The sequence below is a fragment of the Chitinophaga sp. 10T418 genome (genome assembly GCF_056394125.1).
Genome location: NZ_JBFTHG010000009.1, coordinates 251376 through 271207, shown reverse-complemented (window position 1 = coordinate 271207; position 19832 = coordinate 251376). Strand labels below are relative to the sequence as shown.

Annotated in this window: 9 protein-coding genes; 7 read left to right on the top strand and 2 right to left on the bottom strand. The window is 47.3% G+C overall.

Annotated elements, in window-relative coordinates; all coding sequences use genetic code 11:
- Nucleotides 1-55: 55 nt before the first annotated feature.
- Nucleotides 56-3457 (bottom strand): M60 family metallopeptidase, encoded by a 3402-nt coding sequence (locus AC1DCV_RS25150; RefSeq protein ID WP_477025752.1) that lies wholly within the window; start codon nucleotides 3455-3457, stop codon nucleotides 56-58.
- Between the two features lie 455 nt (nucleotides 3458-3912).
- On the opposite strand from AC1DCV_RS25150, the gene AC1DCV_RS25145 reads away from it, so the two are divergent.
- The 7 genes from AC1DCV_RS25145 (at nucleotide 3913) to AC1DCV_RS25115 (ending at nucleotide 15968) form a co-directional block, all read left to right on the top strand.
- Nucleotides 3913-4497 (top strand): RNA polymerase sigma factor, encoded by a 585-nt coding sequence (locus AC1DCV_RS25145; RefSeq protein WP_477025751.1) that lies wholly within the window; start codon nucleotides 3913-3915, stop codon nucleotides 4495-4497.
- Between the two features lie 107 nt (nucleotides 4498-4604).
- Complete coding sequence (locus AC1DCV_RS25140; protein WP_477025750.1) at nucleotides 4605-5795, top strand: FecR family protein; 1191 nt, start codon at nucleotides 4605-4607, stop codon at nucleotides 5793-5795.
- Nucleotides 5796-6043: 248 nt separating this feature from the next.
- Nucleotides 6044-9535, top strand: coding sequence for a SusC/RagA family TonB-linked outer membrane protein (locus tag AC1DCV_RS25135; protein WP_477025749.1), 3492 nt, complete (start codon nucleotides 6044-6046; stop codon nucleotides 9533-9535).
- A gap of 11 nt (nucleotides 9536-9546) precedes the next feature.
- Nucleotides 9547-10980 (top strand): RagB/SusD family nutrient uptake outer membrane protein, encoded by a 1434-nt coding sequence (locus tag AC1DCV_RS25130; RefSeq protein ID WP_477025748.1) that lies wholly within the window; start codon nucleotides 9547-9549, stop codon nucleotides 10978-10980.
- A gap of 81 nt (nucleotides 10981-11061) precedes the next feature.
- The gene (locus AC1DCV_RS25125) at nucleotides 11062-12003 is read left to right on the top strand and encodes an ABC transporter ATP-binding protein (protein ID WP_477025747.1); all 942 of its coding nucleotides are present in this window, start codon (nucleotides 11062-11064) and stop codon (nucleotides 12001-12003) included.
- Nucleotides 12003-14210, top strand: coding sequence for a DUF4350 domain-containing protein (locus AC1DCV_RS25120; RefSeq protein WP_477025746.1), 2208 nt, complete (start codon nucleotides 12003-12005; stop codon nucleotides 14208-14210). Before AC1DCV_RS25125 ends, AC1DCV_RS25120 begins: the two co-directional genes overlap by 1 nt.
- 120 nt (nucleotides 14211-14330) lie before the next feature.
- The gene (locus tag AC1DCV_RS25115) at nucleotides 14331-15968 is read left to right on the top strand and encodes an acyl-CoA dehydrogenase family protein (RefSeq protein ID WP_477025745.1); all 1638 of its coding nucleotides are present in this window, start codon (nucleotides 14331-14333) and stop codon (nucleotides 15966-15968) included.
- 57 nt (nucleotides 15969-16025) lie between these two features.
- On the opposite strand, the gene AC1DCV_RS25110 is transcribed toward AC1DCV_RS25115, so the two are convergent.
- Nucleotides 16026-19400: a M43 family zinc metalloprotease gene (locus AC1DCV_RS25110; RefSeq protein WP_477025744.1), complete on the bottom strand. Its 3375-nt coding sequence runs from the start codon at nucleotides 19398-19400 to the stop codon at nucleotides 16026-16028.
- Nucleotides 19401-19832 lie beyond the last annotated feature (432 nt).

Genomic DNA, 19832 nt, shown 5'->3' with positions numbered 1-19832 from the left:
CGGATAGCAGGGATGATACTACCTGCTATCCGTTTTTAATAATAAATAAACAATTTTACTGCTTCACCAGTTTTACAAGAGCTTCTCTTCCATCCTGTTTAATAATCACAAAGTATACACCGCGGTTCAGGTCATTACCAAAACGCACCGGTTGCCTTGCGGGGAATTTTAGTTGTTTTATTTCCCTGCCGAAAAAGTCCAGCACCAATACCTGTATCTCTTTATTGTTGCTATTCGTTACCGTTAATGTGAAATCACTGTTGCTGGGATTGGGATAAGCCACGGCACTCAGCAAGCCGGCCTGTAATGGTGCATCATGATTAGTGGCGGCTATAGAGGTATCATTTTGTTGGATGGTGGACCAGGTAGCTACTTCCCTAAAACTATTATCCAGCTTAAGTTCCACGCTTGCAGGTGCGTTACCGGCATTTGCCTGTAACAGGTATTGGGTCCCCAGGAATAACATCGTTTTTTCAGATCCGGTTGCGGCATACTTAGGCAGCTGACTATATCCTTTGGAAGTAGCATTCAGCGAATCTGCGTTGTACCATATCTTCACTCCAAATGTACCATTCCCTCCTGCTCTCCGGGCTGAAACCTTCAACTGCAGTAGGTCACCAGGTGTATATACTACAGGACTGCCGTTCAGTGGAATATGGAATAGCTGGCTGCTGCTCAACGAATTTCCGTTCAACTGCTGATTCAGCAGGGTGCCGGATGCTACGGATGTTCCATTCAGTATCAGTTCCGCACGCAGGTCTGCCCTCCTTCCGTTTACTCCATTATTGGTGGTTCCCGCAAAGAGACTAACGGTGTTGAATACACTTTTTTGATATTGCACCGTCACGGTCTGCACGGCTATATTCTGATTACCTGCACGGTCGGTGGCTGTCCACCTGCGTTGGATGAGGTAATTGTAGTGCGCTGTTTTTGTGGTGTCGGCGTCCTGCAAACTGCTGTCTGCATAAATCACTTCCGCTGGTATACCACTATTGTCTGTAGCGGCGGCATAGCCGGTAACAGCCGGCGCAGCAGAAGTATTGTAATCAATTGTTGTGTCAGCAGGTATGGTCAGTAATGGCGCTATAGTATCTACAATATCAATCAGCAACACCGGCCGGGTTTTCACATCTGTTACCTCCCTGGAAGAAAAGGTCGCATCATTTGATTGCCCAGACACGGACGAGACAACTGCCAGTGTAAGTGTTTTATCGCCCGCCAGTTCCTGCAATACAGGCCCTGTGATATCCCATTCTACATAACCTGCTTTCTTACCCGGCTGGCTGGCCAGTAAAGTGGCGGTTGCAGGCTTATTATTCCAGGTGATGCCCGTTTCTGTCCAGCTATCATCCTCACATTTCCAGATTTGCCATTGCGTGCCGCCAATCGTTGAGCCAGCACCTGCAATGTTCATCCGCAGCCTCGCGGTGTCAATATTGGTGAGGTCCTTTACGTCCAGCTTCAGATAGGTAGTTCTGCTAAAGCCGCTATTACCATCCTTTTTCACCACGAGGCCGAGGTCCCTGCCATAGTTAGTATTGGCAGTACCACCATCACGCACATACGAATCTGCTATGGGGAAAGTGCCACCTACAACAATACCGCTGCTGGCAGAAAAAGCGGTGGTTCCATCCTGGTAGATCACTTTTGCCAGGAGACTATGCGTACCGGCTGTTGGATGTGCCCAGTTGAAACCATAAGGAGCAGTGGCAGAAGCACCTATTTTTATACTGTCTGCATAAAACTCTACCATCTGCACAGGGCTATTAATCACGGCAGCGTTGGCAGTAAAAGGTATGGCTACTCCCGCAGGAAAAGCTGCATAGTCTGCCGGCGCAGTAAGACTAACCGCATTCAATGTAATATTCACAGGTGCTGAAACAGCACTTTGTCCTCCTGCAATAGTAGCTTTCGTGGTCAGTGTATAACTGCCCGGCGCCGCATTATTCCAGGCGAAAGAATAAGGTGCCGTCGTGTCTTCTGCCAGTTTGGTGCTGCCCTGGAAGAATTCTACTTTGGTTACTTTCCTGGGTCCGAAAGCAGTGGCATTGATCAATATCGTATCACCTGCAGCATACACGGTATTTGACGCCGGCGTAGTGATAGCAGTAGCCACATCATCTCTCAGCAGGGAGGGATCGACTGCGGGGGCCGGTAATCCCAGTGCGTCCAGTTCAGCATAAATAAAGGGGCTCACATTCAGTCCCCAGGTTTTAAAGAAGTTGCCCAGGTTTTCGCCACTGATCTGACAAGCATAGATCATGAACCCGCGCATTTCCGCTTCATCGCCACTTGGTGAAGGCGCTTCATCCCTGCTCCTTTTATGCAGCGTATGGTAAAAGGAGTCTCCATAAGCCAGCCATAGCTGATGAAACATCCCTAGTCTTACAAAGAGTGCGGTGCTGCTGGCGTTAAAATTCTTCGATGCAGCTGGTTGTGCCAGGTACGTAAAAATATTATTCCAGTCGTTGGCACCGATACCCGGATCATTCGGGTGGATGGCCCGCTTGGCGGCGAGGGAATAAATATTTACGCATACTTCAATACAGGTAGACCATGTCCAGCTATAATGCTGATGATGGTGCCCTATTTCATGAAATACACCCCAGCCACCACTGTTAAGGATATACGAAGGCGACAGGATCCAGTTGATACTGCCGGTGGGAATACGTACACGCCCCAACGAAGTAGCGTCAGGATTGCCACTGGCTTTTTCCAGCAGCATCAGCTTATTCTTCAGGAAGGGTGCGTGCACGGGCGTACTGTTGTCCAGGCCGCTGATATCACCTTCCGCCTGCATCACCTGGTCTATCAACTGCAGCAATGTATCCTGATTTTCGTTTTTATATTCCGTGGCCTTCACCCGCGACACCACAATAAATACACGGTTCGCCACCAGTGTTGCGTTGGGTGACAACGTATCTGCGGTCAGCATATTCAGCCAGTCGTTGTGGGTGGTGGCGCCTAGTATATAGAAAGGCATTTCCTGGTAGCCACTCTGGAAAGTCACCTGTACTTTGTTGGCGTCCGATGGATTATCAGCAGCATACTGCAAATAGAGGTCACCTCCATTTACATTCGTAATGGTATTGATGCCGGCGGTGAGCGTATAGGTGGTCACCGTTTGACGGTCGTAAGTGCCTACAATCAGTTTCGGTAAACCAGTACCGCTGATCTGGGTGATGTTTAACACCAAGGGGGTATTGGCGGTAGCTCTCAGTCCTACCGGTTCATAGTCCGCTACCTGCAGGGAAGTTTTGAGCCTGCCTGTTTCTTTGGCGGTGCTGGGTACCTGTGTCAGCTCCCATTGGGAACGGCTGATCATTTTAAAGCTACTGTCTTTTCCCAGGGGAATAACCTGGCTGGACACTGCCGGTAATGATTGGGTTACGGCCTGTGTGCATAACGGCATACCTGCCAGCATCACCAGCAACCGGGTAATAAGTTGTTTTTTCATGTTGATAATAAATGTTTGGACAACCGGGTAATCGTTCACTGTTAGAAAACATATTGCTTCCATTCCGATAGGGCATCGGCCGGGTTTCATCTGGTTGTCAGGGTTTAGGAATTACAAGTTTCTGGATATAAAAATGTGGTAAGGAGGTGGAGAAATAGTCACCTGTGGCAATCGTGTACAGATCGTGTTCATCCTGTAGATTTTGGTTTAATAAATTGATTTACTATATAAAAGTACTTGTCATTTTGGGGTCAGCTACCGGTCAAAACGTTCAATTGTACAGGAAGATTGATACAACGGGGAGGTAATATTCAGCATTATTATTTTATCTTGTCTCCGTATTTGTTATTTTGTCTGATACCAATGCCAACATGTGAATATCAATCAAACTACGGCGGATCGCCTGTCTGTTTTTTATTGCCATCTCATAGCCAGTATAATAAAATATCATTTAATTGAGCGACGGTCATTCTATTGATGCTCCTGACCTTTATAAACGCCTCGCTAACGGCGATGAAGCGGCGTTCAGGAGTCTTTTTGAAATGCATGCGCCACGGCTGCTGGCCATGGCAGCCCGTATTACGGGATCTGCTGCGGTGGCAGACGACCTGGTGCAGGATACTTTTTTAAAAATATGGCTCACCCGCGACCAGCTCACGGAAGTAACCCATCCTGCCGCCTGGATAAAGAAGATCTGCTTTTTCCTGGCCGTGAACTATGTCCGGCGCCAAACGATCCGGGACAAAGTAATGGATGCAGTTGCGCCGGAAAGCGCCATCCCGGTTTCCGACACCGTCGACTTCCAGCAGTTGCTGCAACTGGTCAACAAAGCAGTGGCGCAGTTGCCTGAAAAACAACAACAGATCTACCGCCTGAGCAGAGAACAGGGATTGAGCATCGCGGAAATTGCCACACACATGCAACTGGCTGTCAGCACGGTCAAAAATCTGCTGGTGATGGCATTGAAAAGTATTCGCCAGTCGCTCCTGAAAGCCGGTTATCCCCTGCTGCTGGCCCTATTCATCGATATCCTCAGCTAACGTGAAAAAAACTTTCTTTTTTTTCGGTACCATTCTCCCGCTCAATTGTCTGGTAATAGGGAGAGGGAGATAAAGGGCTTCGTTTACCTGTATTCACCACACATTAAATGGAACAACACACCCGATTACAATATTTACTGAACCGGTTAGTTCAGCGCACGGCCACCACAGAAGAGCTGCTGGAACTCACTACCCTGGTAGAACAGGATAGCGATACCATCAGCGAGGTGGAGTCGCTGCTGGAAGCACCAGGAGCATCAGCCCTGCCGGCATACGATCATCCCCACTGGATGTCAGTGGCCGACAAGATCCTACAGGCCGATAAGCTTTCAGAGCCGGTGACCAAACCGGTATACCGCATTCACTTCCTGCACAAATGGGGCTGGGCGGCGGCAGTGGTACTTATGCTGGGAACGGCCGCCTACCTGCTGAATCATTACCAGCAGCAAAAACCTCCTTCCGGAATGGCTGCAAAGGCCACACCGGATGCCACTCCTGGCAGCAACGGTGCCATATTAACGTTGGCAGACGGCTCAAAGGTGGTGCTGGATAGTATGGGTAACGGTGAAATCACCACCCAGGGCAATACCCGCGTAGTGCTGAAGGATAACGGGCTCCAATACACGCCCGGCGGCACCCTCATGGAAGCCGTGGCTTACAATACCATCACTACGCCCAATGGCAAACAGTTTAAGGTGGTATTGCCGGATGGCACCCGGGTATGGCTGAATGCCGGCAGCGTACTCCAATTCCCGGTGGCATTTACCGGCAAAGAAAGATTGGTGGAACTCACGGGGGAAGCCTATTTCGAAGTGGCGCAACAGGCAACACAGCCGTTTAAACTGAAGGTGCGTAAACAACTGGAAGTGGCGGTACTGGGAACCGGGTTCAACGTAAACGCCTATACGAATGAACAAAATATAGCGACTACCTTAATAGAAGGGGCTGTTCGCGTATCCCTTACCCATGAAGCATCCCAGCCGGTAATTTTGAAACCGGGGCAACAGGTACGCTGGGAGAATCACCAGTTGAAAGTAAGCCCGGATGCTAATGTAGAAAGAGCTATTGCCTGGAAAAACGGTTTATTCAATTTTGAAGGAGTAGGCTTAAGAGAGATGATGCGGCAACTGGAACGCTGGTACAACCTGGAAGTGGTATATGAAGGAAATGTTCCGGATGTACACTTCTTCGGAGAAATGAGCCGGTCATTAAAGCTCTCGGATGTACTGGCAGGGCTGGAAAGTGCAGAGGTACATTTTCGGCTGGAAGAAGGCCGGCGGCTGATTGTGATGCCTTAATATAAAAAAATACTATGCCTGAAATAAAAAAACAAATTAACACGACAGGTCAACCAACATAAAAAAACCGGAAGTGCGACTAACACTTCCGGTCACCTTTGATCGCTCAAAGGGTTGTTCAGTTGATCTTAAACAGGGTTTCGCGACCGCCATTATTAACAACCAAACGCTGCAAATCTATGCAAAAAATTGCTTACTGGAGCCGTTGGGACTTGCCATGCCGGCTCCCAACCAAAATGCTCCGGATTATGAGACTAACAAGTGTCCTCCTTCTTGCCATTTGCCTACATGTATCAGCCAGCACATTTTCACAGTCCATCACCTTTTCAGGGAAGAAAGTGCCAATGGAAAAACTGTTTGCCACCATCAAAAAACAAACAGGATTTGTGGTGTGGGGTAAATCGGATCTGCTGAAACAGGCCGCAGCGATTTCTGTGAATGTTCGCGACATGCCACTGCTCACCTTTCTGGACCTGGTCATGAAAGACCAGCCCTTTAACTACAAAATTGCCGGTAACACGATTATGTTGTCTGGTAAACGCCTTTCACCAACCGATGTAACAGAAGACCTTGCAGGAAAAGAATCTCCCGTAACCGGCCATGTAACCGACAGCACTGGCGCACCTTTGCCCGGCGCCACCGTGATGCTCATGGGCACCAATCAAACTACCATTACCAATATCGAAGGTAATTTTACCATCGTTGCATCCGCCGGGCAGGTGCTGCGCTTTAGTTTTATTGGCTTCAAAACAAAAGAACTGGTGGTAACAGCAGCGATGCTGAAAAGTGGTAACACCGGCACTATTACGCTGTCGGCACTCACTTCCAACCTCACAGACGTAAATGTGACCGCCAATACCGGTTATCAATCTATACCGAAAGAACGGGCCACCGGGTCATTCAGCATCATCACAGAAAAAACACTGGGCGCCCGACTGGAAACCAGTCTCCTCGACCGCCTGGAAGGCACCGTACCCGGACTGTTTATGCAGAATGGTACTGTCACCATTCGCGGCCTCTCCACCCTGTATGGTAACCAGGCCCCTCTTTATGTAGTGGATGGATTTCCGTATGAAGGAGACCTCAACTTTATTAATCCTGCCGACGTGGTAAATGTGACCATCATGAAAGATGCTGCAGCCGCCTCTATTTATGGTACCCGCGCAGCCAATGGCGTTATTTCGATTACCACCCGCTACGGCAGCGCCAGGAAAATGACGGTGAATTTCAGCAGCACCTTTTACATCGTACCTAAACCAGACATTGGTTACATGCACCTGCTCAATGCTCCACAAATGGTAGACCTGCAGCAGGAACTGTTTAATATGTGGCACCCTTCCTACGACGACGGAATTCTGAGAGAAGCACAACCCAAAGTAAATGAGGCACTGTATCAATACGAACAGCACATCATCAGCAAAGCAGAATTGGATGCCACCCTCAACAGGTTAAGAAGTTCGGACGGACAAAGTCAGATCAGGGACCTGCTGATGCGGAACTATTTCCAGCAACGACATGCATTTTCTGCCAATGGTGGTAATGAAATACATCAGTACAACCTGAATATGAACTATACCGGCAACCGTGGCTATGGACTTAAGAGTACCAACGAAACGGTAAACATCGGCCTGAAAGATAAAGTAAAAGTATTCAAATGGCTCGACGCAGATGCAGCGGTATTTACCAATATCGCCAATGGTAAATATGATGCGTTCTACCCTACGTCTTATTACACCCGCATGCCGTATGAGGTATTGCGGAACCCCGATGGCAGCTCCGCTCCATGGAACTACCTGAAATCAAAATATGAAATAGACCGGTTAAAAAACCTGGGCTTGCTGGATGAAACCTACAACCCGTTGGATGATGTTGATAAAAATGATTTCAGATCCACTTCAAATTACTTCCGCTTACAGGGTGGATTCACCGTGAAAATTATTAAAGGCCTTAGCCTGGACCTGAAATATCAGACAGAACGTGGCGGCGGTAACTATGCACAGGTTTTCAGGACCGATGCCTTTTCCACGAAGGATATGATCAATAACGCCACACAAATCAACAACGGGGTGATCAAAAAAAATGTACCGGATGGCGGGCAAATACAGGAAATAAGATCCTCCAACAAGTCCTATACGGCCCGCGCCCAGCTTAACTTTGACCGGCAGATTAACACGCAGCACCATATTACTGCGCTGGCAGGTATAGAAAGAAGAGCAGTGGCACAGGAAAATACTTCTGTATTCAGAATGGGCTACAACGATAATAACCTGCAATTCCTGCCGGTGGATGAATCCCTGCTCGGATACTTAGAAGGGACACAGGCTATTGGTAGTACATTTTCTTACAACTACAGCGATAAAAACTATTTCAGCTATACAGAGGACCGTTACATTTCTGCTTACGGTAATGCAGGATATACCTACAATGGTAAATACAATGTTACCGGTAGTATCCGTATCGACAATTCCAATCTCTTTGGTACAGATCCCCGTTACCGGTATCTTCCACTGTGGTCTGCCGGCGCCAGCTGGAGAATATCTGAAGAAGATTTTCTGAAGAATATTTCCTGGCTCAGCAGCCTCAGTATCCGCTCTACCTATGGATTAAGCGGTAACGTGGCTAGAAAAGTAGGCCCATACCTGCAGGCACAATCCGCTTTTATCCGGGAAACAGGTACTACTGGCTCTAACATTATTTACCCACCCAATAAATCACTGAGATGGGAAAAAACTGCCATCACCAATATAGGTGTTGACTTTGCGCTGCTCCACCAGCGGATTTCCGGCTCCATCGATTATTATATCCGCAAGAGCACGGACCTCCTGGGAGATAAAGCCACTGATCCTACCAATGCATTTCCTACCTCACTGATCAATTTTGGTAGTCTGAATAATAAAGGCATAGAGCTGGCGCTCAATACACAAAACATTCAGCAAAAAAAATTCTCGTGGAGCAGTACCCTGGCACTCAGTCTGAATAAAAACAGGATGACCGAGATCAACACAAAAGATCCGAGTGTTGTTGGGCTGACCAGCGGCTATGGCGTAAACAGGGTGGGCTATCCGATGGATGCCGTATTCAGCTTTAAATCTGCCGGACTTGATCCAACCAATGGTACCATGCTGGTATATGATGCTGCCGGAAAAGTAGTGCAAAACTATGATCAGACAGGTGCGCTGGTCATGAACATGACAGATGTAAACGCACTGGAATACAGTGGTACCATGCGGCCTAAATACACCGCCGGCTTTACCAATACCTTTACGTATCATCAGTTGACCTTGAATATCATGGTCATCGCCAACGGCGGAAATGTGATGCGGGATGTAGTGCCCATTCTCAACGGCGCTCTTAACTCCTCCAATACTGATAACCGTGTGATGAATTTCTGGCGTAAGCCGGGAGATGAAAAAATTCCGGGAACTATACCGGCACCAGATCTTAAAAACAACGGAAACATCTATTTTACCCAGACCTGGTATGCAGCTGATCAGAATGTACTCAAGGCCGATTATATCAAAGTAAGGGACATTTCATTGTCTTATAATTTTGCATCGCTGTTATCCCGGACGAAAAAAATATCCTCTGCCAGGTTAACACTACAGGTACAAAATCCTTTCCATTGGTATAAAAACGCTATTGGCATTGATCCGGAAGCCTACTCCGCTTCCTCGTACTCAGCCGCCAGAACCACACCGGTAATGCCAGGTTATATGGCAGGATTAGATGTCACTTTTTAAAACCAACAGCCATGAGGAAAATCTATCTCTCTATCATAACATGCCTGGTAATTTTGTCCGGTTGTACCAAATTCCTGGACATTAAGCCTAAAGATAAATTCATTCCGATTACAGTAGCCGATTATGAAGGTCTGCTCAATTCAGCCAACAACCTTAATTATGGCGATTACTACTGGGACCTGATGACCGATGATGCTTTCCTGCCGGAAGGAGAACCGGGTAACCTGTATAGCAAACAAGCTCTATCGGGTCGCAAGATCTACACCTTCAATCCCCTTCCCTATTCAGAAAGTGATAATGACTATGAATGGAGTGAAGGTTACAAGAGAATTTTTTATAGTAACACCATCATCAATAACATCATGGATGCTACAGAGGGAACGGAAGCTGCTAAAAAAGGACTCCGCGCAGAAGCCCTCCTGAACCGTGCCATGGAGCATTTATTGCTGGTAAATATGTACGCATCGCATTATGATGCCGCCACTGCTGCCACGCAGTTGGGTATCCCCATTGCACTGGTTGCGGACATTAATGCGAAGTTCAAAAGAAATACTATACAGGAAGTATATGACCAGGTGATCAATGATATCAATGCGGCGATACCCGACCTCCCGCCGGATCACAAACTCACAAAATTCAGGGCCAGCAAAGCCGGTGGCTATGCCGCTTTGAGCAAGGCCTATCTTTTTATGGGCGACTATGCTAATGCCAAAAAGAATGCAGACCTCACGCTTGCATTGCAATCGGAACTGGCCAATATGAACGACAATAAAGTTGTTATTCCCGGCCCCTTCCCTAATGTACCCGGCGCACCGGTGGGATGGACGGATATTCCCGATTGTCAGTATAACAAAGAAACGATTGTGGCCCGTCATTTTCTCCGGCCTTTTGGTTTAGGTATGAGTGTTTGCGCCTCTCCTGAGCTGACGGCGCTCTTCAGCAGTGATGATCGTCGCTGGATGCTGTATTATGCTGACGGCTGGCCTCCGGCGCCTCCCTTCAATTATATGAGCCGTTACCATGTAAAATTATTTCTGCGGGGTGATTTTTACAACAACTTTCTGGGCATACCAGAAACCTACCTGGTAAGAGCAGAATGTAATGCGCGCGCCAACAACTTGTCTGCCGCACTGGATGATATTAATAAGTTAAGATTGAACCGAATTACGCCCGCTGCCTATAAAGCCTTTACCCCGGCCGACTTCAGCAATGATGCAGAAAAAGTACTGCGCTTTGTACTGGAAGAAAGACGACGGGAACTGGCTTTCACTGGCATACGTGTGATTGACCTGAAACGATTGAACAAAGAAACCCGGTTCCAGAAAACGGTGACGCATATAGCAGAAGGCAAAACATATGAACTGCTGCCCAACAGTAATAATTATGTACGTCAGCTATGGCCGGCAGCCACCATTTTCAACCCGGACTGGCCACTGAATCCGTAATTTTTTTGTCCTGATTCCTATTCCATGGGTGCCGGTGATGCCGGCACCCTTACTTTCCTGTTGACTTAATCAAATCAGAAAATGCAAGATAACATCGTTAAAATTGAAGGACTCTCTCACCGGTACAGTAAAGACTGGGCAGTGCAGGATGTCAGTTTCGACATCAATAAAAAAGGTATTGTAGGATTACTCGGCTCCAATGGCGCAGGCAAATCCACTACCATGAATATTCTTTGTGGCGTACTCAGTCAAACCCTTGGTAAGGTGCTCATTGAAGGCATTGATATGCGTACACACCCGGAAGAAGCCAAGAAAAGAATTGGCTTCCTGCCGCAGAATGCACCTTTGTATTTGGAACAAACGGTAGATGAATACCTGACCTATTGCGCGCATCTGCGGTTCGTAGATAAACGGCGCATTAAAACCGCAGTAGCAGAGGTGAAAGAAAGATGCGGCGTAGCCCATTTCAGCAATCGCCTGATCGGCAACCTCTCCGGCGGATACCGCCAGCGCGTAGGCATTGCACAGGCATTGATCCACCGACCATTGCTGGTAGTACTGGACGAACCCACCAACGGTCTCGATCCCAACCAAATCCTGGAAGTAAGACAGTTGATCAAAGAAATTGCCACCGATCGTGCCGTTATCTTTTCTTCACACATTCTCTCTGAAATACAGGCTACCTGCCAGGATATCATCATGATTGAAGGTGGCAGGATGGTATTTAAAGACACCATGGAATCTTTCAATAACTACATCGAGCCGGATAGCCTGATTACAACCATGGAAAATCCTCCCCCGCTCACCGTTTTACAAAAAATAAAAGGCATTAAGGAAGTGGAGCTGCTGACAGACAAATCCTTCCGCATGCACTTTGAACCAGCAACAGATATCTCCGGAAGCATTGTGGAACTGAGCGTACAGAACGGGTGGCGATTGAAAGAAATCACCCTGGAAAAAAGTTCGCTGGACGCCATCTTCGCCCAGTTATCTAATAAAAAAACTAAACCTGCTTTAMAGTAATGAAAATAATTATCAGAATCGCCCGGCAGGAGTTGAGCCTCCTTTTTCATTCACCGGTAGCATGGCTCATTTTAATTGTGTTCCCGATACAAATAGGTATTGACTACCTCCATTATATCCAGATGATTGGCCGCGCACAACGTATGGGCAATCATTTTACAGAAGTGACAGCTATGGTATTTGGCGGCAGGGAAGGTTTTTATCCCGGCGTAAAAAGTACGCTGTACTTCTATATTCCACTGCTAACCATGGGCCTGATCAGCCGGGAAACACATAGCGGATCTATCAAATTATTATTGTCCTCCCCTATTAAAGTCAAAGATATTGTGCTGGGAAAATACCTGGCCATGATGGGCTATGGTGCATTATTACTGGTGATTATCTGTTTATACAGTATCTCCGGTGCCTACTTTATTGAACATATCGACTGGCAATTACTGTCATCCGGTGCGCTGGGACTGTATCTGCTGATCTGCGCTTACGCGGCCATCGGTCTATTCATGTCTTCCCTAACTACCTACCAGGTAGTAGCAGCTATCAGCACACTGGCAGTACTGGCCCTGCTGAACTTTATTGGTGGCCTGTTTCAGGGTAATGATACGATAAGACATATTACCTACTTTATGTCTATCTCCGGCAGAACAGAACAATTTATTGCCGGGTTAATCAGCTCCGAAGATGTACTGTATTTCTTCCTCGTCATCGGCTTTTTCCTGACTATTACCTGTATGCGTTTGCAGGATCAGCGGGAAGCTAAATCCACCTGGCTCCGTACTACCAGGTATATTGGGTTGGTGGCTTTTTGTTTCCTCGTTGGCTATATCAGCTCTCTCCCGGCAGCTACCGGTTATATTGACATGACCGTTACCAGGATCCATACACTGGGTCCACAAAGCCGCGAGCTGGTAAAGAAAATGGATAAGCCATTGAAGATTACAACTTACGTGAATATCCTCGATGACAACTATTACCTGGGCTCACCGGAAAAGAAAAGTGCGGATGAAAGATTGATGATCCCTTACCGCCGGTTTATGCCAGACCTGCAAATGAACTATGTGTATTACTATGATTTTGGTGATAACAAAAATCTCTATAAAAATTACCCGGGAGAAACGGATGCCGCCATTGCCAAAAAAGTAGCTGACATACAGGACCTTGACTTTAAAAAGGTACTGCCACCAGCCACTATCCGGAAAATGGTAGATCTGCGGCCCGAAGAAAACAGGCTGGTACGACTGCTCCAATATGGCGATGGTCAAACCTTTCTGCGGTACTACAACGATATGATGATCTATCCGGGTGAGCGGGAATTTACTGCGGCCCTGAAACATATTGTCACACCTTCCCGGATTCCTGTAGTTACTTTCCTTACCGGTAACGGAGAAAGAAGTATTGCCAAAGCCGGAGATGCTGCCCTGAAAACATTTGTAAAAGAAGGCTCCTTCCGTGCTGCGCTGATCAACCAGGGCTTTACGGTGGATACTGTTAACCTGGATCTCCGGCATATTTCTCCTAATACTACCATACTGGTGATTGCTGCATCACAAACCGCGTTCTCTCCCCAGACGCAGGAACAACTGCAGCAATATGTGGCCAGTGGCAGGAACCTGTTCCTGATGACGGAGCCCGGATCACAGGCGGTGCTGGCGCCTTTACTGCAGCAACTGGACGTACATGCCGGCGATGCCACCGTGCAGGAAGAAAGCAGGGACTATGCGCCGGATTTCATCCTGTCTCATTTCTCTGATAAAGCAGGTGCTATTTCACCGGCATTGGGAGCTTATCAGGCCGACAGTGGCGTGGTATCTGTGTCTGGCGCGGTTAACCTGCAATATGGTACCACGTCCGGTTTCCAGGTGGTACCGTTGCTGTTATCGAAAAATAACCAGCCTTTGGCTATTGCCATGGAAAGAAAACAAGCCGGAAAAACGCAGCGGATCATTGTTGCCGGCGATGCTGACTTCATGAGCTCCGCAGAAATTTCCCGTAGAAAACCATCCGTATGGAACCAGCCATTTGCCACAGAAATATTCCGGTGGTTTACCTATGGAGAGTTCCCCATCAACACCGGTGCGATGAGGTCGAGAGATGTAATAGACAGCGATGATGCAGGTATCCTCACCATGCGGATATTTTTCTTTGGGGTGATCCCTGTATCGTTGCTGCTACTGGCAACAGCACTCCTGATTTACAGAAAAAGAAGATAAGCTTAAAACCAACCCGTCATACAAGGTCGCTCCAGATGGAGCGGCCTTTTTTTATAGTATTTACTCCGGTAGCCTTTGTCGCAAATAGTTTAAATTAGTGTATATCAAACATCACATTATATGCTTCCTGTTGATTTTGATTTTCACAACTCCGCCAACCAGGTACCTGTACTTGAAAATTACAATTCATTTACCACCCATCCCCTGCTTCAAAAAGCACTTCAGTTGTATGGTGGCAACTGGATACAGGAGCAGGCCACTGAATTCGGCGCGTTGATGGGAAGTGAAGCGATGCAGCGTGCTGGTGAGCTGGCCAACAAAAATATTCCTGTACTAAAAACGCATGATCGCTTTGGCAACCGCGCAGATATCGTTGAATATCATCCGGCCTATCACCAGATGATGGAAGCAGCCATCCGTCACCAGGTGCATTCCATCGCATGGACGGGCAGCAAGAAAGGCGCCTACCTCGCACACAGCACCTTGTCTTATCTCAAACAACAAATAGATGAAGGCAGTAGCTGTCCTTTAACAATGACCTTTGCGGTAGTGCCTTCACTCAACATCGAATCCGACATTGCCAAAGAATGGCTACCACTGGTACTTTCCAGTGAATACGATGCAAGACCTATTCCATACACCCTGAAAAAAGGCGTCACCTTTGGCATGGCCATGACCGAACCACAAGGTGGCAGTGACGTCCGTGCTAATCTTACTTTTGCGAAACCAGCAGGCAATGGTATCTACAAAATTACCGGCAGAAAATGGTTCTGCAGCGCTCCCATGAGCGATGCCTTCCTGGTGCTGGCCCAAACAGATAAAGGATTAAGCTGTTTCCTGGTGCCCCGGTTCACACCGGAAGGAAAAAAGAATGCGCTCTACTTTCAGCGGTTAAAAGATAAACTGGGCAACAAATCAAATGCATCCGGTGAAGTGGAATTCCACGAAGCCTGGGGACAGCTCATCGGAGAAACAGGTCGCGGCGTGGCCAACATCATGGAGATGGTACGCCATACCCGCCTGGATTGTGCCATCGGCTCTGCTGCCACCATGCAGCGGGCTTTGGCAGAAGCCATCCATCATTGTCGCCACAGAAGTGCCTTTGAAAAAAAACTGATCGATCAGCCACTCATGAAAAATGTATTGGCCGATCTATGTCTGGAATCCGCTGCCGCTACCGCTCTCGCCATGCGCCTGGCGAAAGGTTTCGATGACGCACTTACTGATGAAGCAGCCATGCACTTTACCCGCATCACTACCGCTATCGGAAAATTCTGGAACACCAAAAGAGCAGTGCTGGTACTCGGTGAAGCCCTGGAATGTATTGGCGGAAATGGTTACGTGGAAGAATCCATTATGCCCAGGCTATACCGCGATGTACCGGTGAACGCCATATGGGAAGGCTCCGGCAACATACAGGCATTGGATGTGCTGCGCAGCATGCACAAAGAACCTCACAGCATCACCGCATTCATGGATTACTTAGAACAGGCCAAAGGCTTTGATACACATTTAGATCATCACCTGGAAAATTTGCAGCCGCTGATAGCACATCCGGATGAATATAAAGCGCGCATCATCGTTGAAAAAATGGCGCTGGCCATGCAGGCGATAGAACTAATACGGATAGCACCGGAAACGCTGGCGCCGCTGTTTTGCGAAGCACGACTTTCACCACAGAAACATTTAACCTGGGGAACACTGGGGAGTGACAAAGGGCTGGATGACGTGATTAACACGGTGTATAGTGGCAGCTAAAAAAAACAGGTGGTATATCTTTCGATATACCACCTGTTTTCATCTTTGGAATAGTATCTATTTTACCACTTTCACGGTATGTCTTTCTCCGCCATAGGATACATCAATGATGTACACGCCTGACGGTAATGCAGACAGATTATTTATCTGCAAGGTGTTATTACCTTTTATTACATGCGCATCCTGTTCTTTTAGCATATAGCCGTTGAGGTTATACAGCTTCACTTTTGCCATACCAGTTACGGTGGACTGGTAGTTGATATTAATCCTGTCTGAAAAAGGACTGGTCGCACTCAACCTGTAATTGGAAGTCCCCATCTTCTTCAGCAACGCTGTGCCTCCGGTTACTTTAACGGTGTAATCTTCTACCTCACCCTGGTAACCATCAATGCCACAAGGTTTCATATTACTGCCATACCCCATTCTGACGCGAAGCAGCGTTGTGCCATTCTTCGCATTAGCAGGCACCGTAATGGTTTGAGTGAAAGGACCAGTACCCCGTCTAACAAATATTTTTTCTGTGGTATCATTCAATTGTTTGTCGCCATTCCAGTCTACCCATGCGGCCACAGAAATGTCCGGCCAGTATTCTATATTCAGATTTATCTGCAACTGATAAGATCCTCCGGCTGTTACGGTAGCTGATTGTGCGGTGAAGTCTTTATAACCATCCCATTGTGAACTATTGTCCAGGTTAGCGAACCGTACCCGTGTGATGGTATTATAGTTCAATGCCGTACTGGCGGTACAGTAATCAGTTACATGAAACCCGGAATCTGTTACAGGCAAAGCGGTTTGGCCTGCTTTAATGCTGCCACCAGGCAACGTATTATAGGCATAATCCATTAACGTATATCCACTTCCGTTAGCGGCTACTTTAAACCGGAACCAGCCAAAGAATTTTTCACCACCGGTCGTGAAAGTAAATCCTGCATAACCCGTTGCTCCTTTCCACACCGTATAAGAGGCGGTAGTCAGGTTATGTTCATCCGGGTAAGCGCCACCAGCTACGAAGTTAGAGGTATCACTGATGACTGTATTGGGGGCCAGCAGGGAAATATTCTTAGCAGTACCCTGGCAAACGATCGGCTTCTGGTAGGCTTCAAATCTTAACCTGCCACTGTCTGCCCACAAGCCATAGGCGGCTTCCGGAATATTATCTACCAGGAAATAATACCAGTTATTGGTCATATTGATGGTGTAAAGCGTATCATTTACATCCACGTACTTAATCATATAAGGATCGCGGAAGTTGATGAGCAACTGTTTCTGGCCGCTATCTGCTGCCTGTTGCGTACTAAAAGCTGCAGGTAAGATATTGACAGTCACTGCTGTATTGTTAGCCGCCGCGTGACTGGTAGCCTTGCCTGTGAATTTCAGGATTGCCGTGGTATTATTCAAAGCTTTCAGTTGTACACTCAACCCAGCAGGGAGATTACTAACGGTATAATGCACGTTGTTAGTGAAATTCCCGGAGCTGATGGCGAAGGTATTACCGAGAATACCAACTTCTGAGGAATCTGTAATGCCACCATCATTAGCGAGTGCTTCGCGGAACTGGGTCTTTGACCAGGATAGCGTAGGCGCTCCTGCATTACCGGCCCTGATACTGCCATTAGGCGCCTGGTTCCAGGCATAGTCCTTAATGGTGTAAGTGCTGCCATCGGCAGCTACCGTAATACGAATCCAGCCATAACGGGGTTTGCCTCCTACGGTAAACTTAACACCTACGTAGGCTGTCTTACCACCCCATTTGGTATAAGTGCTGCTGAAGATATCATGTTCATCCGGGTATGCACCACCGGCCACAAAAGAAGACGTATCTCCTATCATTGTATTCACCGGCAGCGGAGAAATATTCCGGGTACTGCCTTCACACACTGCTGCTTTCTGATAGGTTTCCAGGCGCAGTTTGCCACTGTTGAACCAGCCGCCGAAGTCCGCATCTCCTGTATTAAAACTAAAGCGAGTCCAGGTACTGGTGCTGTTCACTACAATATCAGGGATATCATTATAAATGATCTTATAAGGATCCAGGAAATGAATACCGAGGTTGATATAAGAGCGATAGAGAGAGCCAGCCCCACCCTGTATGGCCGCATTGAGGAAAGTAATTTTTAAACTGTCCATATTATTGATCACATTATTCTGCGTAGCCTGGCCGGTAAAAGACAATATCGCTGTGGTGTTGTTAACCACTTGGATAACCGCCGACAAGCCGGCAGGCAGGTTTTGCACTGTAAAGTGCGTGCCTTGCGTCAGGCTGCCACTACTGACAGCAAACTTTGCGCCGCCCAGCATTTTCAGTGTATCCGTTAGCGTTATAGATCCGTTATTTACATCACTTTCGTTGAATAAATTAAAAGCCGGCACCATCCTTTTAGTGGAATCCGACAACAAAGTAGCGGCCAGGTTGGCGGCTGACCATAAATTATTCCGGTGAGCCACCGTGCTGGTTAACGCGGCCAGCATTCTGTCTGCCTGACCTGCTGTAAACATCTTGGTGCAGGAAGAATAGTCCATGTAATTTTCTACATTCGCCACCGTACCACAGGAGTTGGCATTTAAGTTACATCCCCCATAGTTGGATTGTGTAGGTGGTGTATCATCTACTTCATCGCCGGGAGCGGTACAACCGTTTTCAAAGGTGTGCTGTAAATTAAGAAAGTGACCTACTTCGTGTGTAAGCACCCGCTTCATATATGGATAGCCGTTTTCAGAAGACCCTACGCCCGGTGCGCCCAGATAACGCCAGTTATAAACTACGCCATCCAGGTGATTACTGGCCACCCAGTCGTCCGGGAGGTAAGTCCAGCCGGAATTATTAAATACCCCTTTCTGTTCCACTTCACTCACGATCCATATATTCAGGTATTTTTCTCCGGGCCAGTAGGAAACGCTTTTTACATTAGCGCCCGAACCGTCCGGAGAGCGGCCATCCAGATCATTGTAGTGATAGGTTACGCCATTAGTAGGATTGCCTTGCGGGTCAATATCTGCCAGCCGGAAAGTAATATGAAGATTAGCAGCCAATCCTATAAAACGGGAGTCAATCTGGCTGTAATCAGGGTTTGCCAGGTTATAATCCTGGTTCATAATATCTATGGCAGAACGGATCTGCGCCATCGTTACTTTATAGGGATTCACGGCGTCATTAATGTGGAATACCACCGGTATGGTGTATTGCACAGATTGTGTTCCGAATGCCTGTCGCTGTTGCTGCAGCCTGGCTACCATCTTCCGGATATTAACCTCCTGGTTGCGTGCAGCCTGTAAGGATGCAGGATGTTTCTTATATAGTTCCTGCATCGCCCTGGAAGAGGAACAGTGATCCGGCAATGGCGCCGGTGCATTTTTTTGTTGTGCGGCAACTCCCTGGCTGATGGCCAGGCATAGCAACCCCACTATTATCTTTCGTGATAAATGTGACATATAAATGGTTTAATGTATGGAGAAAAGTATAACGACAGGTAGCAGCATGCTACCCGCAGAAAAAAAACGTATAACGTGTAACCCGCAACAGACGGATATTTCCGCGGTAGCCGGTCATAGTGGATAAAGTCTACTTCATAAGATTGCTTTTATTAACTGAATGATAAATCAGCTGATGGAATTGGAGATACTATTTTAACCTGCAGGGCATAGAATATTCAAGACAGTTGATTTGATTGCTTTGGTTGAATTACAAGATTGGCCTGTGACARCCCTCACAAACGGGTTCATTAATGCTCTTTACTATCGTAATAGCCTCGATTTTGTTGTCGTCCTACGAATTTAGTTTAATAACGGGTAAGGGTATATGCCAAAATTGATGGCTTCTTTGCCGATATTAACCTTATTTTAGTTTATGATTAGATAAACGGG

What these genes read in the sequence shown, in the direction of transcription:
- AC1DCV_RS25140 (WP_477025750.1), top strand. Translation starts at nt 4,605, where the DNA reads ATGGAACAACACACCCGATTACAATATTTACTGAACCGGTTAGTTCAG.
- AC1DCV_RS25110 (WP_477025744.1), bottom strand. Translation starts at nt 19,400, where the DNA reads ATGTCACATTTATCACGAAAGATAATAGTGGGGTTGCTATGCCTGGCC.
- AC1DCV_RS25120 (WP_477025746.1), top strand. Translation starts at nt 12,003, where the DNA reads ATGAAAATAATTATCAGAATCGCCCGGCAGGAGTTGAGCCTCCTTTTT.
- AC1DCV_RS25135 (WP_477025749.1), top strand. Translation starts at nt 6,044, where the DNA reads ATGAGACTAACAAGTGTCCTCCTTCTTGCCATTTGCCTACATGTATCA.
- AC1DCV_RS25150 (WP_477025752.1), bottom strand. Translation starts at nt 3,457, where the DNA reads ATGAAAAAACAACTTATTACCCGGTTGCTGGTGATGCTGGCAGGTATG.
- AC1DCV_RS25130 (WP_477025748.1), top strand. Translation starts at nt 9,547, where the DNA reads ATGAGGAAAATCTATCTCTCTATCATAACATGCCTGGTAATTTTGTCC.
- AC1DCV_RS25115 (WP_477025745.1), top strand. Translation starts at nt 14,331, where the DNA reads ATGCTTCCTGTTGATTTTGATTTTCACAACTCCGCCAACCAGGTACCT.